General features: G+C 44.5%; 14 protein-coding genes. 7 read left to right on the top strand and 7 right to left on the bottom strand.

The window, feature by feature from the left end:
- Positions 1 to 35: 35 nt before the first annotated feature.
- From gyrB to dnaA, 4 genes are all read right to left on the bottom strand, one after another.
- Positions 36 to 2,459: a DNA topoisomerase (ATP-hydrolyzing) subunit B gene (gyrB, locus tag DFP76_RS02600; RefSeq protein WP_113873113.1), complete on the bottom strand. Its 2,424-nt coding sequence runs from the start codon at positions 2,457 to 2,459 to the stop codon at positions 36 to 38.
- Positions 2,460 to 3,566 (bottom strand): DNA replication/repair protein RecF, encoded by a 1,107-nt coding sequence (gene recF / locus DFP76_RS02605; protein ID WP_113873114.1) that lies wholly within the window; start codon positions 3,564 to 3,566, stop codon positions 2,460 to 2,462.
- 80 nt (positions 3,567 to 3,646) lie between these two features.
- Positions 3,647 to 4,744: a DNA polymerase III subunit beta gene (gene dnaN / locus DFP76_RS02610; protein WP_113873115.1), complete on the bottom strand. Its 1,098-nt coding sequence runs from the start codon at positions 4,742 to 4,744 to the stop codon at positions 3,647 to 3,649.
- A gap of 32 nt (positions 4,745 to 4,776) precedes the next feature.
- Positions 4,777 to 6,321, bottom strand: coding sequence for a chromosomal replication initiator protein DnaA (gene dnaA, locus DFP76_RS02615; RefSeq protein ID WP_113873116.1), 1,545 nt, complete (start codon positions 6,319 to 6,321; stop codon positions 4,777 to 4,779).
- Positions 6,322 to 6,833: 512 nt separating this feature from the next.
- On the opposite strand from dnaA, the gene rpmH reads away from it, so the two are divergent.
- The 4 genes from rpmH to mnmE all read left to right on the top strand — a co-directional run bounded on the left by rpmH (position 6,834) and on the right by mnmE (position 10,628).
- A complete protein-coding gene (rpmH, locus tag DFP76_RS02620) occupies positions 6,834 to 6,968 on the top strand; it encodes a 50S ribosomal protein L34 (protein ID WP_013663328.1) in 135 nt (44 codons plus the stop codon).
- Between the two features lie 8 nt (positions 6,969 to 6,976).
- Complete coding sequence (rnpA, locus tag DFP76_RS02625; protein WP_113873117.1) at positions 6,977 to 7,375, top strand: ribonuclease P protein component; 399 nt, start codon at positions 6,977 to 6,979, stop codon at positions 7,373 to 7,375.
- 96 nt (positions 7,376 to 7,471) lie between these two features.
- The gene (gene yidC / locus DFP76_RS02630) at positions 7,472 to 9,127 is read left to right on the top strand and encodes a membrane protein insertase YidC (protein ID WP_113873118.1); all 1,656 of its coding nucleotides are present in this window, start codon (positions 7,472 to 7,474) and stop codon (positions 9,125 to 9,127) included.
- A gap of 121 nt (positions 9,128 to 9,248) precedes the next feature.
- A complete protein-coding gene (mnmE, locus tag DFP76_RS02635; protein ID WP_113873119.1) occupies positions 9,249 to 10,628 on the top strand; it encodes a tRNA uridine-5-carboxymethylaminomethyl(34) synthesis GTPase MnmE in 1,380 nt (459 codons plus the stop codon).
- Positions 10,629 to 10,630: 2 nt separating this feature from the next.
- On the opposite strand, the gene DFP76_RS02640 is transcribed toward mnmE, so the two are convergent.
- The 3 genes from DFP76_RS02640 to acuR form a co-directional block, all read right to left on the bottom strand.
- Positions 10,631 to 11,785 carry a glycerate kinase gene (locus DFP76_RS02640; RefSeq protein ID WP_113873120.1) on the bottom strand — a complete coding sequence of 385 codons (1,155 nt, stop codon included), beginning with the start codon at positions 11,783 to 11,785 and terminating at the stop codon, positions 10,631 to 10,633.
- Between the two features lie 31 nt (positions 11,786 to 11,816).
- Positions 11,817 to 12,806 (bottom strand): acrylyl-CoA reductase (NADPH), encoded by a 990-nt coding sequence (gene acuI / locus DFP76_RS02645; RefSeq protein WP_113873121.1) that lies wholly within the window; start codon positions 12,804 to 12,806, stop codon positions 11,817 to 11,819.
- 76 nt (positions 12,807 to 12,882) lie between these two features.
- Positions 12,883 to 13,521, bottom strand: coding sequence for an acrylate utilization transcriptional regulator AcuR (gene acuR, locus DFP76_RS02650; RefSeq protein ID WP_113873122.1), 639 nt, complete (start codon positions 13,519 to 13,521; stop codon positions 12,883 to 12,885).
- 653 nt (positions 13,522 to 14,174) lie between these two features.
- Here acuR and mnmG point away from each other — a divergent pair.
- From mnmG to DFP76_RS02665, 3 genes are read left to right on the top strand one after another with little or no spacing between them, the layout of a single operon-like run.
- A complete protein-coding gene (gene mnmG / locus DFP76_RS02655) occupies positions 14,175 to 16,064 on the top strand; it encodes a tRNA uridine-5-carboxymethylaminomethyl(34) synthesis enzyme MnmG (RefSeq protein ID WP_113873123.1) in 1,890 nt (629 codons plus the stop codon).
- Positions 16,065 to 16,103: 39 nt separating this feature from the next.
- Entirely contained in the window at positions 16,104 to 16,730 is a 627-nt protein-coding gene (gene rsmG / locus DFP76_RS02660) for a 16S rRNA (guanine(527)-N(7))-methyltransferase RsmG (RefSeq protein WP_113873124.1), read from the top strand.
- A 3-nt stretch (positions 16,731 to 16,733) separates the two neighbouring features.
- On the top strand, positions 16,734 to 17,501 hold the full coding sequence (locus DFP76_RS02665; protein ID WP_113873125.1) for a ParA family protein: 768 nt from the start codon (positions 16,734 to 16,736) through the stop codon (positions 17,499 to 17,501).
- The last annotated feature ends 19 nt before the right edge of the window (positions 17,502 to 17,520 follow it).

The raw sequence follows: 17,520 nt of genomic DNA on the forward strand, positions 1-17,520 counted from the left end.
CTGTTTTTATGCACTTTTTATGCACTAACGACAGCTTATACGTCTAGGTTCGCCACGGTTAATGCATTGTCTTGAATGAAGTTACGACGTGGTTCCACTTCGTCACCCATCAAGGTAGTGAACATTTGATCCGCTGCAACGGCATCATCGATGGTCACACGCAACATACGACGCGCGTCTGGATCCATCGTGGTTTCCCATAACTGATCTGGGTTCATCTCACCCAACCCTTTGTAGCGCTGGATGGTCATGCCACGAGACGCTTCTTTCATCAACCAAGCTTTCATCTCTTCGATTTGCGTCACTGGCTGACGACGCTCGCCACGCTGGATGTAAGACTCTTCACCAAACAATTCCGCAATGGTTTCGGACATGGCCACAATGCGCTTGTATTCAGGTGAATTGAAGAAAGCCGCTTCAAAACGGTAACGATTCGACACACCGTGAGACATGATGTCGACAACTGGCAAGTAAAGACTGCGTTCTTCGTCTTTTTCGACAGCAAAGTCAAAACGGAAACCGGTACGCGCATCTTGTGGCATTTGTTGGCGAATTTCTTCTACCCAAGCAGACACTGCCGCTTCGTCTTTCAAATGCTCTTGAGTCAACTCTTTGCAGTACAGAAGTTTACCCATGACATCTTTAGGGTACACACGAGCCAGACGATCCACATCATCTTCGATGTGAATGTAATCACGTACCAGCTTCGCCAATGGCTCACCTTGAATGCCCGGTGCGTCTGCATTGACGTGCATATGAGCACCGTCTAACGCCACTTCAATCAAGTGTTGATCAAGCGCTGCTTCATCCTTGATGTACTGTTCTTGCTTACCACGCTTAATCTTGAACAGAGGTGGTTGGGCAATAAAGATATGGCCACGCTCGATGATTTCAGGCATTTGACGGAAGAAGAAAGTCAGTAGCAAGGTACGAATGTGAGAACCATCCACGTCCGCATCGGTCATGATCACGATGCTGTGATAACGCAATTTGTCCGCATTAAACTCGTCACGACCAATACCACAACCCAATGCAGTAATCAGTGTGCCAACTTCCGCTGATGACAGCATTTTGTCAAAACGGGCTTTCTCTACGTTTAGAATCTTACCTTTCAGAGGCAAAATAGCTTGAGTACGACGATCGCGGCCTTGCTTAGCAGAACCACCAGCGGAATCACCCTCCACTAGGTAGATTTCAGACAAAGCAGGGTCTTTTTCCTGGCAATCCGCTAATTTACCTGGCAAACCAGCAATGTCTAACGCTCCTTTACGTCGCGTCATATCACGTGCACGACGCGCCGCTTCACGAGCGCGCGCCGCATCAATCATCTTGTTAACAATGATTTTGGCTTCGTTTGGTTTTTCCAGCAGGTATTCAGCGAAACGTTTTGCCATTTCTTGCTCAACCGCGGTTTTTACCTCAGAAGACACCAATTTATCTTTGGTTTGCGAAGAGAACTTAGGATCCGGCACTTTCACCGAGACAATGGCGGTCAAACCTTCACGAGAATCGTCACCCGTTGTCGCCACTTTTTGTTTCTTCGCCAAGCCTTCTGACTCAATGAAGTTATTCAAAGTACGTGTCAAAGCGCCACGGAAACCGGCTAAGTGAGTACCACCATCGCGTTGTGGGATGTTGTTGGTGTAACAGTAGATATTTTCCTGGAAACCTTCATTCCACTGTAAAGCCACTTCCACAGCGATACCGTCTTCTAGGTCATCACGTTGACAAATAAAGTGGAAAATATCGTTGATTGGTGTTTTGTTGGTGTTCAAATGCTCTACAAAAGAACGTAAGCCACCTTCGTAATTAAAGAACTCTTCTTTGCCGCTGCGTTCATCTTTTAAATGGATCGCTACACCAGAGTTCAAGAAAGACAATTCCCGTAAGCGCTTCGCTAGAATATCGTAGACAAATAAAATGTTGCTGAAAGTGTCTGCAGAAGGTTTGAAGTGAACCGTTGTACCAGCGCCATCCGTGTCACCAATAATGGCTAATGGTGCTTGTGGCACACCATGAACATAATTCTGTTCATAGATTTTACCATTTTTTCGAATGGTTAAGGTCAGGCTTTCTGATAGGGCGTTTACTACCGAAACACCCACACCATGCAGACCACCCGAAACCTTGTAAGAGTTATCGTCAAACTTACCGCCAGCGTGCAGTACTGTCATGATAACTTCCGCTGCCGATACACCTTCTTCTTCGTGCATGTCGACAGGAATACCACGACCGTTATCCGAGACAGAGATAGATTCGTCTGGATGGATCAATACTGTAATGGTGTCACAGTGACCCGCTAAGGCTTCATCGATGGAATTATCGACCACTTCAAAGACCATGTGGTGTAAGCCCGTGCCATCGTCCGTATCACCAATATACATTCCGGGACGTTTACGAACGGCATCAAGCCCTTTGAGCACCTTGATACTGGACGAATCATAATTATTTTCACTCATTTAACTCTCCTGCAAACCTTTGCTCAATAATGACAACTCGCCTTGTTGCATAACAAATTGACGAACGTCTGTGCTGTCGGCCCAAGTAAAATCCGTTGTGTCAGGCTCAACACTGGTAATAAAAATTTGACTGTTTAAGGACTCCAACAACTGACACAATTTTTGTCTGTGTTGGCTATCCAGTTCAGCCGGTAAATCGTCCACTAAAAACACAAGGGGACGACCCATATCAATTAACAACTGCCCTTGGGCAATCTTCAACGCCGAGACCACAAGCTTTTGTTGGCCACGAGAAAGCGTATCCAATGCATCTCCCGTCGCGGTTTTTACCCGTAAGTCCGCACGCTGCGGACCAGTATGGGTGTAACCCAGCTCGATATCTCGTTCACGTCCGGCTTCAACAGCCATTTGTAATGTTTTTTGCGCATCCCAACCTTGGAAAAAATTCAGATCCACCTTGAGTTCATCCGTAAGCAAAGATAAAACTCGGTGAAAATGTGGCGTCAGCTTCTCAACGTACGCTTTTCTCGACAGATTGACTTGCTCTCCCAGTCGGATCAATTCTTGATCGAAAGCGGATAACAAACTAGCCGATATTTTACCACGTCTGAGCAAGGTATTCCGCTGTTTTAATGCTTTTTGCCAACCTCGCCAAGCAGAAATAAACTCATGATCAAAATGAAACGCACCCCAGTCGATAAATTGTCGTCGAATACTGGGGGAACCCTCTAATAATCGAAACGCATCAGGGTTAATTAATTGCACAGGTAGGCGTTCGGCCAGCTCGATCACAGATTGCGCTCGTTGTCCTTGGATCCTTACGTCAATTTGGCCGTCACGGTGACGTTGCAGTCCCACACGAGTGATACGCCCATCCGCTTGCTCGAGCTGAGCGAAGATCAAGCAGGCTTCATTTTCGTGCTGTATGTAGGTTTTGTGTTTGTGGCTGCGAAAAGAACGACCAAAAGATAATAAATGAATGGCTTCTAAAACCGAGGTTTTACCACTGCCATTTTTTCCGACAATAAGATTCACTTGCGGCGAAGGTTCAAAGCGCACACTAGAAAGGTTGCGAACATGGGAAATGTCCAAACGCACCAGCGGCATAATCGTTAAACCTTGATCAGGAGAGGGACGACCCGCTCACTGACGTAAGCGGGCGAGAACATTTGATAATCAATACGCCATTACAAGCGCATTGGCATCACAACATATTGAGCCGCATGGCTTTGTGCTTCTTCAATCAAGGCACTGGAATTAGAGTCGTTCAGTGACAAACGCACTTCTTGAGAGTCCACGACGCCCAGTACGTCCAACAAGTAACCGACGTTGAAACCCACTTCCATATTGTCGCCTTGGTATTGAACCAACACAGATTCTTCCGCTTCTTCTTGTTCAGGGTTGTTCGCGAACACTTGCAACATACCATTGGACAGAATCAGACGAACACCACGGTATTTTTCATTAGACAGAATAGACGCTCGCAAGAACACCTGACGCAATTCCAAACGGTCAGCAATGACGATTTTTTCGTTATTACGTGGAATAACTCGATGATAGTCTGGGAACTTTCCATCTACCAATTTCGACGTGAACACATAATCTGCTACTTTGGCGCGAATGTGGTTAGCACCTATGGTCAGCTCTACGGTTTCATCTGTGTCACTCAACAAACGATTGAGTTCCAATACCCCTTTACGCGGCACGATTACTTGCGTTAGATCACCACTGACTTGAGCGTCTTCCACTGCGGTCGCCAAACGGTGACCGTCTGTTGCCACCACGCGTAATTGACCATCTGCCACTTCTAACAACATGCCATTCAAGTAGTAACGAACATCTTGGTTCGCCATGGCAAAACCAGTACGATCAATCAAACGACGCACACTGTTCTGCGCAATAGCAACGGTCAGATCACCCTGCATATCTTGAATATTCGGAAATTCATCTGCAGGTAAGGTAGACAAACTGAAACGTGAACGTCCAGAACGGATCACCGCTTTTTGCTCATCCAAAGTAAATTCAATCACGGCGCTGTCTGGCAGACTTTTACATATGTCCATCAATTTACGAGCAGGTACCGTAATACGACCTTCTTCGCACTCATCGAGTGGCACATGACCAACCAATTCGACTTCCAAATCGGAGCCCGTTAGGGTCAATATTTGGTCTTTAACTTCCACCAAAACATTGGCCAATACCGGCATGGTTTGTTTGCGTTCTACAACGCCAGCCACTAGTTGAAGTGGTTTGAGAAGTGTCTCGCGGACGACTGAAAATTTCATTATTTTCCTCGTAAACTCAAAGTCTTAGACCATTAGGTGGTCAGAATTCGCATCAATTGTTTGTAATCTTCACGGATATCCGAATCCGTATCTTGCAGCTCTTTAATCTTGCGAATCGCATGCAACGCCGTGGTATGGTCTCGACCACCAAAGGCGTCGCCAATTTCCGGCAAGCTGTGATTCGTTAATTCTTTCGCAAGTGACATGGCCACTTGACGTGGACGTGCCACAGATCGACTACGGCGTTTCGATAATAAATCACTGATTTTGATTTTATAATATTCCGCTACGATGCGCTGAATATTATCAATGTTCACTAGCTTATCTTGCAAGGCCAAAAGGTCTTTTAATGACTCGCGAACAAAATCCGGTGTGATGGCTCGACCAGTAAAGTGTGAGTTTGCAATAACACGCTTCAACGCACCTTCTAATTCTCGCACATTAGAACGAATCTTCTGCGCAATAAAGAAGGCTGAATCATACGAAAGCTTAATACCGCTTTCATCCGCTTTACGCATTAGGATTGCCACACGAGTTTCCAACTCAGGAGGTTCGATGGCGACCGTAAGGCCCCAACCAAATCGCGACTTCAAACGATCTTCTAACCCTTGGATTTCTTTCGGGTAACGATCACAAGTCAGGATCATTTGCTGGCCGCCTTCTAATAAGGCATTAAAGGTATGGAAAAACTCTTCCTGCGTACGGTCTTTACCAGCAAAAAACTGAATATCATCGATCAACAAAGCATCGACCGATCGATAATAACGCTTAAAATCATTGATGGCGTTAAGTTGTAACGCTTTAACCATATCCGCCACAAAGCGTTCAGAGTGCAAATAGACTACTTTGGCATTAGGGTTGTGACGCATTAACTCGGTGCCCACGGCTTGCATTAAGTGGGTTTTACCTAATCCCACGCCACCGTAAATAAACAATGGGTTATAAGCACCACCAGGGTTTTCCGCTACCTGTAATGCAGCAGCATGGGCCAATTGGTTGGATTTACCCTCAACGAAGTTATCGAACGTAAAAGAGTTGTTGAGGTTTGCACCATGGTTAATCCCACCTTCAACTTGCACCTTGCGTTTCGGTGGTGTGAGGGGCAATTGACCTTGTTCGTATGGTTCTGGATCGCCTTTTAAACCTGCTGTTGATAGGGTTAAAGGGGCTTCAAACTCCAAATCCGCATGCGGTGTGTCTTCTTCGTCCATTAATCCAAAACCCGGACGATAACCCGATTCAGACACGGTTTCCGTATTAAGCGAATTCACTGGTGGATTCTGATGTATCGGTGGCGGCGGTGGCGTAGGGGATGCCGTTGCAAAACCTTGTGACTTCACCACCAAGCTGAGCGCTGGTGCAGGGTCATCTCCCGCAAATTCGGACAATAACTCTTTTATACGAGTTTGATACTTGTTACTCACCCAATCCAACACAAATCGATTAGGCGCACTTAAGCACAGCTCACCACCGGCCAGCATTTCGGCTTCAAGTGGACGAATCCAAGTGTTGAACTGAGATGTGGAAAACTCACTCTGCAAGCGTTGCAGACACAGATTCCAATGCTCCAAAGACACTGTAAACGTACTCCCTGGTTGAGTGACAGACAAGAAGCGGATTTTACCTTGGATAACTTGAGTTATCCACACATTAAATAAAAAAATCCTCTCCGCCAAATAAACGGATATTTGTTAATAACAGCCAGAGTTATACACAACGGTAGATAAAAGATAGATAATGTGCATAAAACACCTAGTTATACACATCAAAATAAGACTTTGTTTTGCCTTTTTTCACAGCGGTGATAAATTTCAACATAATGTTTTATAAACAAATTTTTATTAAATATCCCTTTCCTGTGTATATTTTCCCATTTTTTGGAAAATCTTATCCACTTTCTTTGTATTAAGCTGTGTATAAGCACGTTAATGCTTTTGTGGTTAAATTTTTACCAATAAAAAGTCAGCAAAGCATTGAACTTACTATGGAAAGGCTCTAAAATCCGCGCCCTGATTTGACAATCAAATGCTGAGGCTTGGCGATCGCTAACCCTCAAAACTGAAACACTGCTTCAGTGAGAGAAACTAAAATGAAAAGAACTTTTCAACCTAGCGTATTGAAACGCAAACGTAACCACGGTTTCCGTGCTCGCATGGCAACTAAAGGCGGACGTCAAGTTATCGCTCGTCGTCGTGCTCGCGGCCGTAAGGCTCTAAGCGCATAAACACGCTGATGACCGATTATTGTTTTCCCCGGCAAGTCAGGCTCCTGAATGCCGGGGATTATCAATCCGTTTTTAACGACACTTCCGCAAAAGTCTTTGCTGGCGAATTCCTTTTATTGGCTTATAAACGTAACGATGACCAAACTCGGTTAGGTCTCATTGTGTCTAAGAAAACCGATAAAACCGCTGTAGGTCGAAACCGTATCAAACGTTTGGTACGCGAGTCTTTTCGTCATCATAAATTGACGACGACGGGACTAGACATTGTCTTCTTAGCACGCAATGGCATTAAAGAAATTGACAATGAATCGTTAAGGCCAAGACTGGATAAGGCTTGGTCACAATTGGCTAAAAAAGCAAAAAACCCTTCCCAAATGAAAAAACGCTCGCATTCTAAGCAGAAATAGGCTGAAAAAACTGCCAAAGGCTGGTTTAATAGCGCGTGATTTTTCTAAAGGTTCACTGAACCTACTTTGTCTAACCAAACAAATTAGTTGAATACCATGGATTTCAGACGTTACTTTTTATGGGGCGCGCTTTTTATCAGTGGCTACCTACTGTTTTTACAGTGGAACCAAGATTACGGTCAACAAACGACCCAAAGTGTGGCTCAAAGCACCCAATCTCAAAACGAGACAAACCCTCAATTAAATGATGATTTGCCTCTAGCAACTCAAAACGATACGCAAGCAAACAGCGAAATTCCTCAAAGCGTCAGTAAAATCGCCCCAGGAAAGTTGATTGAAGTCACCACAGATACATTACGTGTGGCCATCAACCCAGTTGGTGGTGACTTAGTGGAAGCAGCTTTATTGGAATACAAAAAAGAATTAGGGCAACCTGATCCGTTTGTTATCCTGGAAGATGGTTCCGACAGAACCTATGTCACTCAAAGTGGTTTGATCGGACGAAATGGTCCCGACGCTTCAACAGAAGGTCGTCCAGTATACCAGTCTGAACAAGCTTCTTATCAATTAGCTGACGGTGAAGATTCGCTGGATGTGAACCTGTATTACACGGATGCAAACGGTGTTAAATACACAAAAACCTTCCGCTTCATGAAGGGGACGTACCGTATTCGTCAACTTATCACTGTGGATAACACCTCAGCGAATACTTGGCGCGGTAATTTGTTTGCTCAGATCAAGCGTGATAACTCTCCAGATCCAAGTAAAGCAACTAGTATGGGCTTACAACCTTATCTAGGTGGTGCCATTTCTAACGAAGAAACCAAGTACAACAAGATTTCTTTCTCTGATATGGAAGAAGAACCTGTCAAAGTCACCACCACTCAAGGTTGGGTTGCCGTACTGCAGCATTATTTTGTCTCGGCTTGGGTACCTGAACAAGGTCAAAAAGTCACGCTACAAGCACGTACTAACAATGGTTATAACATCATTGGTTTTACAGGCTCAGCAGTTGAAATTCCAGCTGGCAAGCAAGGTACTATGAGTTCGACTTTCTATGTTGGTCCTAAATTACAAGATCAACTTGAGGCAACAGCAGAAAACCTAGACTTAACCGTTGATTACGGTTGGTTATGGTGGCTTGCAAAACCACTGTTTTGGCTACTGACCTTGATCCAATCTTTTGTGATCAACTGGGGTGTTGCCATTATCTTAGTCGTGGTTGTGGTAAAAGCCATCTTCTTTAAGTTGTCTGCGACCAGTTACCGTTCCATGGCAAAAATGCGTAAATTTGGCCCTGAAATTGCCAAATTGAAAGACAAGTATGGCGACGATCGTCAGAAAATGTCGCAAGCCATGATGGAATTGTACAAAAAAGAGAAGATTAACCCTCTGGGCGGCTGTTTGCCTATTCTAGTGCAAATGCCGGTATTCTTGGCCTTGTACTGGGTATTGATGGAATCCGTTGAATTGCGTCAAGCACCATTTATTCTTTGGATTAATGACTTGTCTGTGATGGACCCATACTTCATCTTGCCGATCTTGATGGGCATCAGTATGTTTGTTCAGCAAGCATTGAACCCAACGCCGCCAGATCCAATGCAGGCGCGCATTATGAAGATCATGCCAGTGGCATTCTCTATCTTCTTCCTATGGTTCCCAGCCGGTCTAGTATTGTACTGGGTTACCAACAACACCTTGTCAATTCTTCAGCAGTACGTTATTACCAAACGTATTGAAAGAGAAAACTAGGACAAGACCTGTTGTGAACAACATAAAAAAGGCTTCCTACATGGAAGCCTTTTTACGTTTCACTTGCTATATTTCTTTTGCATACACATTCAGTCCACTTTGACAGACACAGAGCCTAACTATGACGGATTTTCATTACACCACTGACCAAGACACGATTGCCGCTCAAGCTACCGCGCCTGGCCGAGGAGGTGTAGGCATCATTCGATTATCTGGTCCTAATAGCCTTGCCATTGCCAAACACATCATAGGTTTTGAACCAAAACCACGTTATGCCCATTATGTGCCTTTTAAACAAGCTGATGGCGAACAACTGGACATGGGCTTGGCCATTTACTTTCCTGGGCCAAACTCTTTCACTGGAGAAGATGTATTTGAATTACAAGGCCATGGTGGCCCTGTCATCATGGATATGTTGCTCAGTCACTGTTTGAGCCTAGGCGCACGCTTGGCACGCCCAGGAGAGTTCTCTGAACGGGCTTTCATGAACGATAAAATGGATTTAACGCAAGCGGAAGCCATTGCTGATTTGATCGACAGTACCTCTGAGCAAGCCGCAAAATGTGCTTTGCGTTCCTTACAAGGGGCATTTTCTAAACGTGTTGATGAGTTGGTAGAAGCCTTAATTCACTTACGAATTTACGTGGAAGCCGCCATTGATTTCCCCGAAGAAGAAATTGATTTTATTGGTGACGGCAAAGTCGCCAGCGAATTAAAAGACATCCAAACAAAACTGACGGATGTCCTAAAAGAAGCCAACCAAGGCGCTTTAATTCGTGAAGGGATGAATGTGGTGATCGCAGGTCGACCCAATGCAGGCAAATCCAGTTTACTCAATGCATTATCTGGTAAAGAGTCCGCCATCGTCACCAATATTGAAGGGACTACCCGTGATGTATTGCGCGAACACATTCACCTAGATGGTATGCCTTTACACATTATTGATACGGCAGGGCTACGAGACAGTCCAGATGAAGTTGAGCGCATCGGTATTCAACGGGCCTGGGATGAAATTCAAAAAGCCGACCGAATTTTAATGATGGTTGACAGTCAGTCCATCGACAGCAAAGACCCCAATGAAATTTGGCCCGAGTTTATGGCCAAGTTGGGCAACCAAAATGCCATTACCGTGATTCGCAATAAAGTGGATTTGACGACAGATAAAATTGGCTTAGAAGAATATCAGGGCGTGCCTGTAATCTCCCTATCAGCTAAAACAGGCGATGGGATTCAACACCTTACAGATCATTTAAAAACTGTGATGGGCTTTGATAGCACAACAGAAGGCGGTTTTATTGCTCGTCGTCGTCATTTAGAAGCGCTAAACAAGGCCAACCGTTTTCTTGCCGCTGGCCATGAGCAATTACACGGTTATGGTGCTGGGGAGTTGTTGGCCGAAGACTTAAAAGAAGCTCAACAAGCGTTAAGCGAAATCACTGGCGCATTCACCAGTGATGACTTACTTGGTCGCATTTTTGGCTCTTTCTGTATCGGTAAATAGTACTAGAAAGGCTTTCCTAATTGCAGACATGCCGCCACATTCCGCGCTGTGGCGGTCACATTTTGTTGTGCGTCCGCCAACACCTGATCCAACTCTGCTAAGCCTGGAATAATCGGGAAAATGGCTTTCATTCCGTGAGCCAATATCGCCTCAGCATCTTCCCCAAAACAACCCGCAATGCCAATCACTGGCACACCAGCCGCTTTGGCTCGCTGTAACACCCCCATAGGCGTCTTACCAAACACCGTTTGCCCATCCATTCGACCTTCACCAGTAATCACTAAATCCGCGTCTTTTATTTTGTCAGCAAACCCCATGCAATCCATTACGATGTCGATACCTGGCTTTAATTCTGCGTTCAATAGGGTTTTCATGGCAAAGCCCATTCCACCCGCCGCCCCAACACCAGCAACAGCACGTTGATCAGTAAAGCCAGCTTTGACCATCACATCAGCAAAATGACCGAGTGCCGCATCCAATTTATTAATCATGTCTTGGCTAGCGCCTTTTTGCGGCCCAAAAACCGCTGATGCACCATTTTCACCACATAAAGGATTGGTCACATCACAGGCCACTTCAATCTGACAGTGCGCTAATTTAGGGTGACCTTGACTGACATCCACCGTCTCTAGGTCCATTAATGCCAACCCCCCCGCATTTAAAGGCTGTCCAGCCGCATCTAAAAAACGCATCCCCAAGGCTTGTGCCATGCCTAAACCTGCATCATTGGTCGCACTGCCACCCAAGCCTAGAATAATGTGCTTGATACCACGGTCTAAAGCATCTTTGATTAGTTCACCAGTACCATAGCTGGTGGTGATGTAAGGATCTCGTTGAGTTCGAGGCACCAAATGCAATCCAGATGCAGACGCCATCTCAATCACCGCCGTTGCCATTGATTGCTCATCAGTCCCTCCTAAAATGCCATAATGTGCTTCGACTTTTTCCCCTAGAGGTCCCGTCACTTGGAGGAAAACCATTTCTCCTTGTGTCGCATCCACCATAGATTGCACGGTTCCTTCACCGCCATCAGCCATGGGTAATTTGATGTATTCGGCTTGGGGAAATATTTGCCGAAAACCCATTTCAATGGCAGTGGCAACCTGCATTGCCGTAAGACTTTCTTTGAAGGAATCCGGTGCAATTATGACTTTCATAGGTATCCTTGTTTATTAGCAAGATGACTCATCAGTCTTCGGTCAGATTTACCAACACGCGACCACGTACTTCTCCATCAAGCAATTTATAGGCCGTTTCGATGGCTTGGTCTAACGGAATTTCTTCGCAAATCTCTTGGTAATCACTGTCTTCTAATAATTCACTCAAGTTTTGCCAAGCTTCTAGACGATCCGCAATAGGGCGCATGACACTGTCGATGCCAATCAAACGCACACCACGAAGAATAAATGGCGCTACTGACGCTGGAAAGTCCATGCCTTGAGCCAAACCACACGCGGTCACAACCCCACCATATTGGGTAGAAGCACAGGCATTCGCTAAAGTATGACTACCAACGCAGTCCACCACACCAGCCCAACGTTCTTTTTGTAAAGGTTTACCACTCTCTGACAAACTGGCTCGATCAATAATGTCCGCTGCGCCTAACGATTTTAAATAGGTTTCTTGACTCATTCGTCCAGTAGAAGCCACCACTCGGTAACCAAGGCGGCTTAATAAGCGAATTGCAAAACTCCCCACGCCACCGTTAGCCCCTGTCACTAAAATATCACCGGATTCCGGCAAGACGCCCTGTTTTTGTAACGCAAGGACAGACAACATAGCGGTATAACCTGCCGTTCCCACCATCATAGCCTGCTGTGGTGTCATATTTTTAGGTAATGGAATCAGCCATTCACTCTTTAGACGGGCTTTTTGAGATAACCCTCCCCAGTGTGCTTCACCCACTCCAAAGCCATTCAGTAAGACCAACTCTCCAGATTGAAAACCATCACTATCAGACTCAATGACACGTCCAACTAGATCAATGCCTGGCACCATTGGGTAGCTACGAGCAATACGACCTTTTCCAGTAATGGCCAAAGCGTCTTTGTAATTCAACGTACTGTAAAGCACATCCACTAACACATCGCCATTAGGTAACTGATCTTCATTTAAATTTGTCAATGTACATTGCTGCTGACCTGACTCTGTCTGCTCGATAATTAAACTTTTAAACATGTATCACTCCTTTTAGACCGATCGTCTAGTTAAATGGTTAAAAAAACCAGATGAATATCATCTGGTTCACTCCCCGTTACTCTGGCTTGAAAATATTTGCTAAATAAAAGGCCATGTAGCTTTCCAATGGCTGACATGACTTTAGTAATCTTGCTCGATGCACTGCGCCTTCCCAACCTAGCCAAAATATTTGTGCCATTTGATTAGCATCGTTGGTAAAAGAGAATGCTCCTTCCGCTTGTCCAGCCAATAAATACTGAGCTAATTTGTCTTGCCAGCTCTGATAACACGCTTGAATTTGTTGATTGAAAACGTCAGACAAGAGCACAGACTCTTGTTCAAGGTTGCCCACTAAACAACCGCGTTTAAAGTCGTGCCGAACCATGCCTTCACAAGCATCTTTTGAAAACTCTACTAACCGTTGCTGGTAGGGGATGTCTTCATTCAACAGAAAGTGATCAAGCTTACGCTCAAAATATTGTTGGTAAGCCTTCAATACAGCTAAACCAAACGCTTCTTTATTGGAAAAATAATGATAAAAAGACCCTTTTGGCACCCCTACGGATTTTAGAATCGGCTCAATACCACTGACCGTAAAGCCTTTTTCCGTCAACATGGCCATACCAGCTCGCAATAACGCAAATTTGGTATCTTCTATGACCGATGCTTCATTTCTAGGTCGACCACGAGGTCGCTTCGTATTCACTTCAACCATGACACAACCCACTGATTCAATGTTATTAAAATAGACTAGTCGTCTATAAAATTCAAATGTGAATAAAGCGTCACAAGGATTCAGTGAATACACTGTATTTATCAACAGTAAAAAAGCATTTCAACTTACTTTTTGACTTTATTTTCAATTTGTTTTCTGTGGATTGTTTTCTTTTGTTTTTTCGCAAAAACACGCTTAAAAATAATTTTTTTACTTAAAAAACATAAGCTTAATAAAAAAACTATCTTATAGAACGACTGTTGATAACTTAGGTGATAGGTTGAAAAAAAGTTTTGCACAGTTTTTAATAAAAAAGGAACCTAAAATCCTTTCTGTATAACTCACTTACTTATACACAAGAATGAATTATCGACATAACAGGAAGAGAAGCCCTTTTATCACATCTTGTTATGTTTATAACTTAATGAAAATAAAGATTTTTTAGTGCTTATTAACAGATTTTGGCTTGCTATATAGACATAACATTAATAAAAAACACTATATATACTTCTTTATTTAATAATATTGATGACCGGATAAAGCGGACGTGCATCCCTTTCTTTTTCAAAATTAGCCTTTATACTAGGCGCCCTTATCCGAAGTTGATCGTTTTTTATTCATTTATTCTACTTACTAGTAATATCGAGGTTCCCGTGGATTTCCCAAGCCGCTTTGATGTGATTGTGGTGGGTGGCGGACATGCCGGCACTGAAGCCGCTTTGGCTGCTGCTCGTATGGGGGTGAAAACCCTTCTGCTGTCGCACAACATTGAAACTTTAGGACAGATGTCCTGTAACCCAGCCATAGGTGGTATTGGGAAGTCCCACTTAGTGAAAGAAATTGATGCTTTGGACGGCGCAATGGCACTGGCGACAGATCAAGCTGGAATTCAATTTCGAACCTTGAATTCCCGCAAAGGTCCGGCAGTTCGCGCTACTCGTGCTCAAGCCGATCGAATTTTGTATAAAGCGGCAATACGTCACCAACTTGAAAACCAAGAAAATCTTTGGTTATTTCAACAGTCTGTTGAAGACTTGATCGTTGAAGACGGTGCGGCTCGCGGGGTTATTACTCAAACAGGCATTCGTTTTAATAGTAAAACCGTCGTATTAACCGCTGGTACATTCCTTGGTGGCGTGATTCATATCGGTCTGCAAAATCATGCTGGTGGTCGAGCAGGGGATCCTCCTTCCATTGGCTTGGCGGAAAAATTGCGAGCACTGCCTTTCCAAGTAGATCGACTAAAAACAGGAACGCCTCCTAGAATTGATGCGCGATCAGTAGATTTTTCTCAAATGCAGCCACAGCCTGGCGATGACATCACGCCGGTGATGTCTTACATGGGAAGTCGAGATCTACACCCTCGTCAAATTGAATGCTTCATCACGCATACCAATGAACGTACTCACGATATTATTCGTAGTGGTATGGATCGTTCTCCGATGTACACAGGTGTGATTGAAGGGGTTGGTCCTCGTTATTGCCCGTCGATTGAAGATAAAATTGTGCGTTTTGCGGACAAGAATTCCCATCAAATTTTCATTGAACCGGAAGGACTCACGACGCACGAATTGTACCCAAATGGTATTTCGACTTCATTGCCATTCGATGTACAAATTGAGCTTGTTCGTTCAATGAAAGGTATGGAAAACGCGCATATAACGCGACCAGGTTATGCCATTGAGTATGATTATTTTAATCCACAAGGCTTAAAATATTCGCTAGAAACCAAACACATGCCAGGTCTGTTCTTTGCCGGTCAAATTAATGGTACGACAGGCTATGAAGAAGCGGGTGCGCAAGGCTTATTAGCGGGTGCAAATGCGGCGTTATTGGCACAAGAAAAAGCCCCTTGGACACCTCGAAGAGACGAAGCTTACCTCGGAGTTTTGGTTGACGATTTGATTACCATGGGTACCAAAGAACCGTATCGCATGTTTACTAGTCGTGCGGAATATCGCCTGATTCTTCGTGAAGACAATGCGGACATGCGTTTAACTGAGAAAGGGCGGGAAATTGGCTTAGTGTCTGATGCTCGTTGGGCGGCTTTCTGTCAAAAACGCGAAGCCATTGAACAAGAAACACAGCGCTTAAAATCCAGCTGGATTGTGCCAAATTCTGCGGAAGCTGAGGCCATTAATCCTAAATTAGAAACGCCAATCAGTCATGAATACAGCTTATTGGATTTATTGAAACGTCCTGGCATTGTTTATGAGGACATTGCAAATCTAAAAAACAGTCCTGAGCAGAGTGTTGATGAACAAGTTTCAGAACAAGTTCAAATTACCGTGAAATACGCGGGCTATATCGCTCGTCAGGCAGAAGACATTGAGCGCTTACGTCGCCAAGAAAATACGCCATTACCTGCGGATTTGGACTACAGCCAAATGGAAGGTTTATCGAATGAGATCAAACAAAAATTAAACGAAGCGCGCCCTGAAAGTCTTGCGGCTGCGTCTAGAATACAAGGTGTGACGCCAGCTGCGGTGTCCTTATTGTTAATTCATTTGAAAAAGCGTGCCATTGCTAAGAAAAGTGCCTAAAATCAGCAATCGAAATTTGCCAATTTAAACGGATCGATTGTGACGCACTTTGATACCATCCAAAAAGGCGCCCAACAAATGGGCGCTGCTTTATCCGAAGACACCATTCAACGCCTTGTAAGTTATCTTGCAATGTTGGAAAAATGGAATAAAGCCTATAACTTGACCGCTATTCGTGATGTTGAACAAATGATTTCCTTGCATTTGCTCGACAGTTTGGCGACCTTACCTTACATTACTGGTGAAAAAATCATCGATGTGGGCACTGGACCAGGTTTACCTGGTATGGTGCTTGCTATATGTTATCCTGACAAAGCTTTCACTTTGTTAGACAGTAATGGCAAAAAAACTCGATTTTTAACTCAAGTTAAAATGGAATTAGGCGTTGAGAATGTCACGGTAGCCAATGAGCGAGTTGAAAAGCATCCGCATCAGGGTGACTACGATCATGTTATTTCAAGGGCCTTTGCCTCTTTGCAAGACATGATCAATTGGACTTTGCCTCTTCCTAAACAATCGGGTAACTTTTTAGCGATGAAGGGTGTATACCCTTATGAGGAAATAGCGGCACTGCCGAAAGAGGTAGAAGTACTTTCGATAGATCCTCTTTCCGTGCCAAGTGTTCAGGCAGAGCGCCATATGGTTGTAATGGCGCGTAAAGGATAAAGCATGGCTAGAATCATCGCAGTGACAAATCAAAAAGGTGGCGTAGGCAAGACGACAACATGTGTCAACTTGGCAGCCTCTCTGACCGCTATGAAGCGTCGAGTATTGCTTATTGATTTGGATCCACAAGGAAACGCGACAACAGGCAGCGGTCTCAGCAAAGAAGAATTAGACACCAGTGTCTATGATGTGCTGGTGGGGTCTCATGGTGTCAAAGACGTTATGAAAAAATGCTCACCTGGTGATTACTGGGTGTTGCCTGCTAATGGTGATTTGACGGGAGCGGAAGTGGCTCTGTTGGATTTACCAAGTAAGGAAACTCGCTTGCGAGCTGGTCTTTATGAAGTGGACAATGATTTCGACTACATTTTGTTGGACTGTCCGCCAGCCTTAAATATGCTGACCGTTAATGCCCTCGCTGCATCGCAAGGCGTGTTGATTCCAGTACAATGTGAATACTATGCCCTTGAAGGTTTAACCGCATTATTGCAAACCATAGAGCGCATTACCCAAGCATTAAACCCTTCTTTAGAGGTCGAAGGTATCCTACGAACCATGTATGATCCCCGTCCTAGTTTGACTCATGATGTGTCGGTACAGTTGCATAAATACTTTGGTAATAAGGTGTACGACACTGTGATCCCAAGAAACATTCGATTGGCTGAGTCACCCAGCTATGGTCTACCAGTACTGCATTATGAAAAGCAGTCTCGTGGTGCCATCGCGTATTTGGCGCTCGCTGGTGAATTTATTCGTAAACGAGCGGCGTAATTAGGTTGAAATCAAACCT

The sequence above is a fragment of the Marinomonas aquiplantarum genome (genome assembly GCF_003314975.1).
GTDB classification, from domain to species: domain Bacteria; phylum Pseudomonadota; class Gammaproteobacteria; order Pseudomonadales; family Marinomonadaceae; genus Marinomonas; species Marinomonas aquiplantarum.

What these genes read in the sequence shown, in the direction of transcription:
- gyrB (WP_113873113.1), bottom strand. Translation starts at nt 2,459, where the DNA reads ATGAGTGAAAATAATTATGATTCGTCCAGTATCAAGGTGCTCAAAGGG.
- recF (WP_113873114.1), bottom strand. Translation starts at nt 3,566, where the DNA reads ATGCCGCTGGTGCGTTTGGACATTTCCCATGTTCGCAACCTTTCTAGT.
- dnaN (WP_113873115.1), bottom strand. Translation starts at nt 4,744, where the DNA reads ATGAAATTTTCAGTCGTCCGCGAGACACTTCTCAAACCACTTCAACTA.
- rpmH (WP_013663328.1), top strand. Translation starts at nt 6,834, where the DNA reads ATGAAAAGAACTTTTCAACCTAGCGTATTGAAACGCAAACGTAACCAC.
- rnpA (WP_113873117.1), top strand. Translation starts at nt 6,977, where the DNA reads ATGACCGATTATTGTTTTCCCCGGCAAGTCAGGCTCCTGAATGCCGGG.
- yidC (WP_113873118.1), top strand. Translation starts at nt 7,472, where the DNA reads ATGGATTTCAGACGTTACTTTTTATGGGGCGCGCTTTTTATCAGTGGC.
- mnmE (WP_113873119.1), top strand. Translation starts at nt 9,249, where the DNA reads ATGACGGATTTTCATTACACCACTGACCAAGACACGATTGCCGCTCAA.
- DFP76_RS02640 (WP_113873120.1), bottom strand. Translation starts at nt 11,785, where the DNA reads ATGAAAGTCATAATTGCACCGGATTCCTTCAAAGAAAGTCTTACGGCA.
- acuI (WP_113873121.1), bottom strand. Translation starts at nt 12,806, where the DNA reads ATGTTTAAAAGTTTAATTATCGAGCAGACAGAGTCAGGTCAGCAGCAA.
- acuR (WP_113873122.1), bottom strand. Translation starts at nt 13,521, where the DNA reads ATGGTTGAAGTGAATACGAAGCGACCTCGTGGTCGACCTAGAAATGAA.
- DFP76_RS02665 (WP_113873125.1), top strand. Translation starts at nt 16,734, where the DNA reads ATGGCTAGAATCATCGCAGTGACAAATCAAAAAGGTGGCGTAGGCAAG.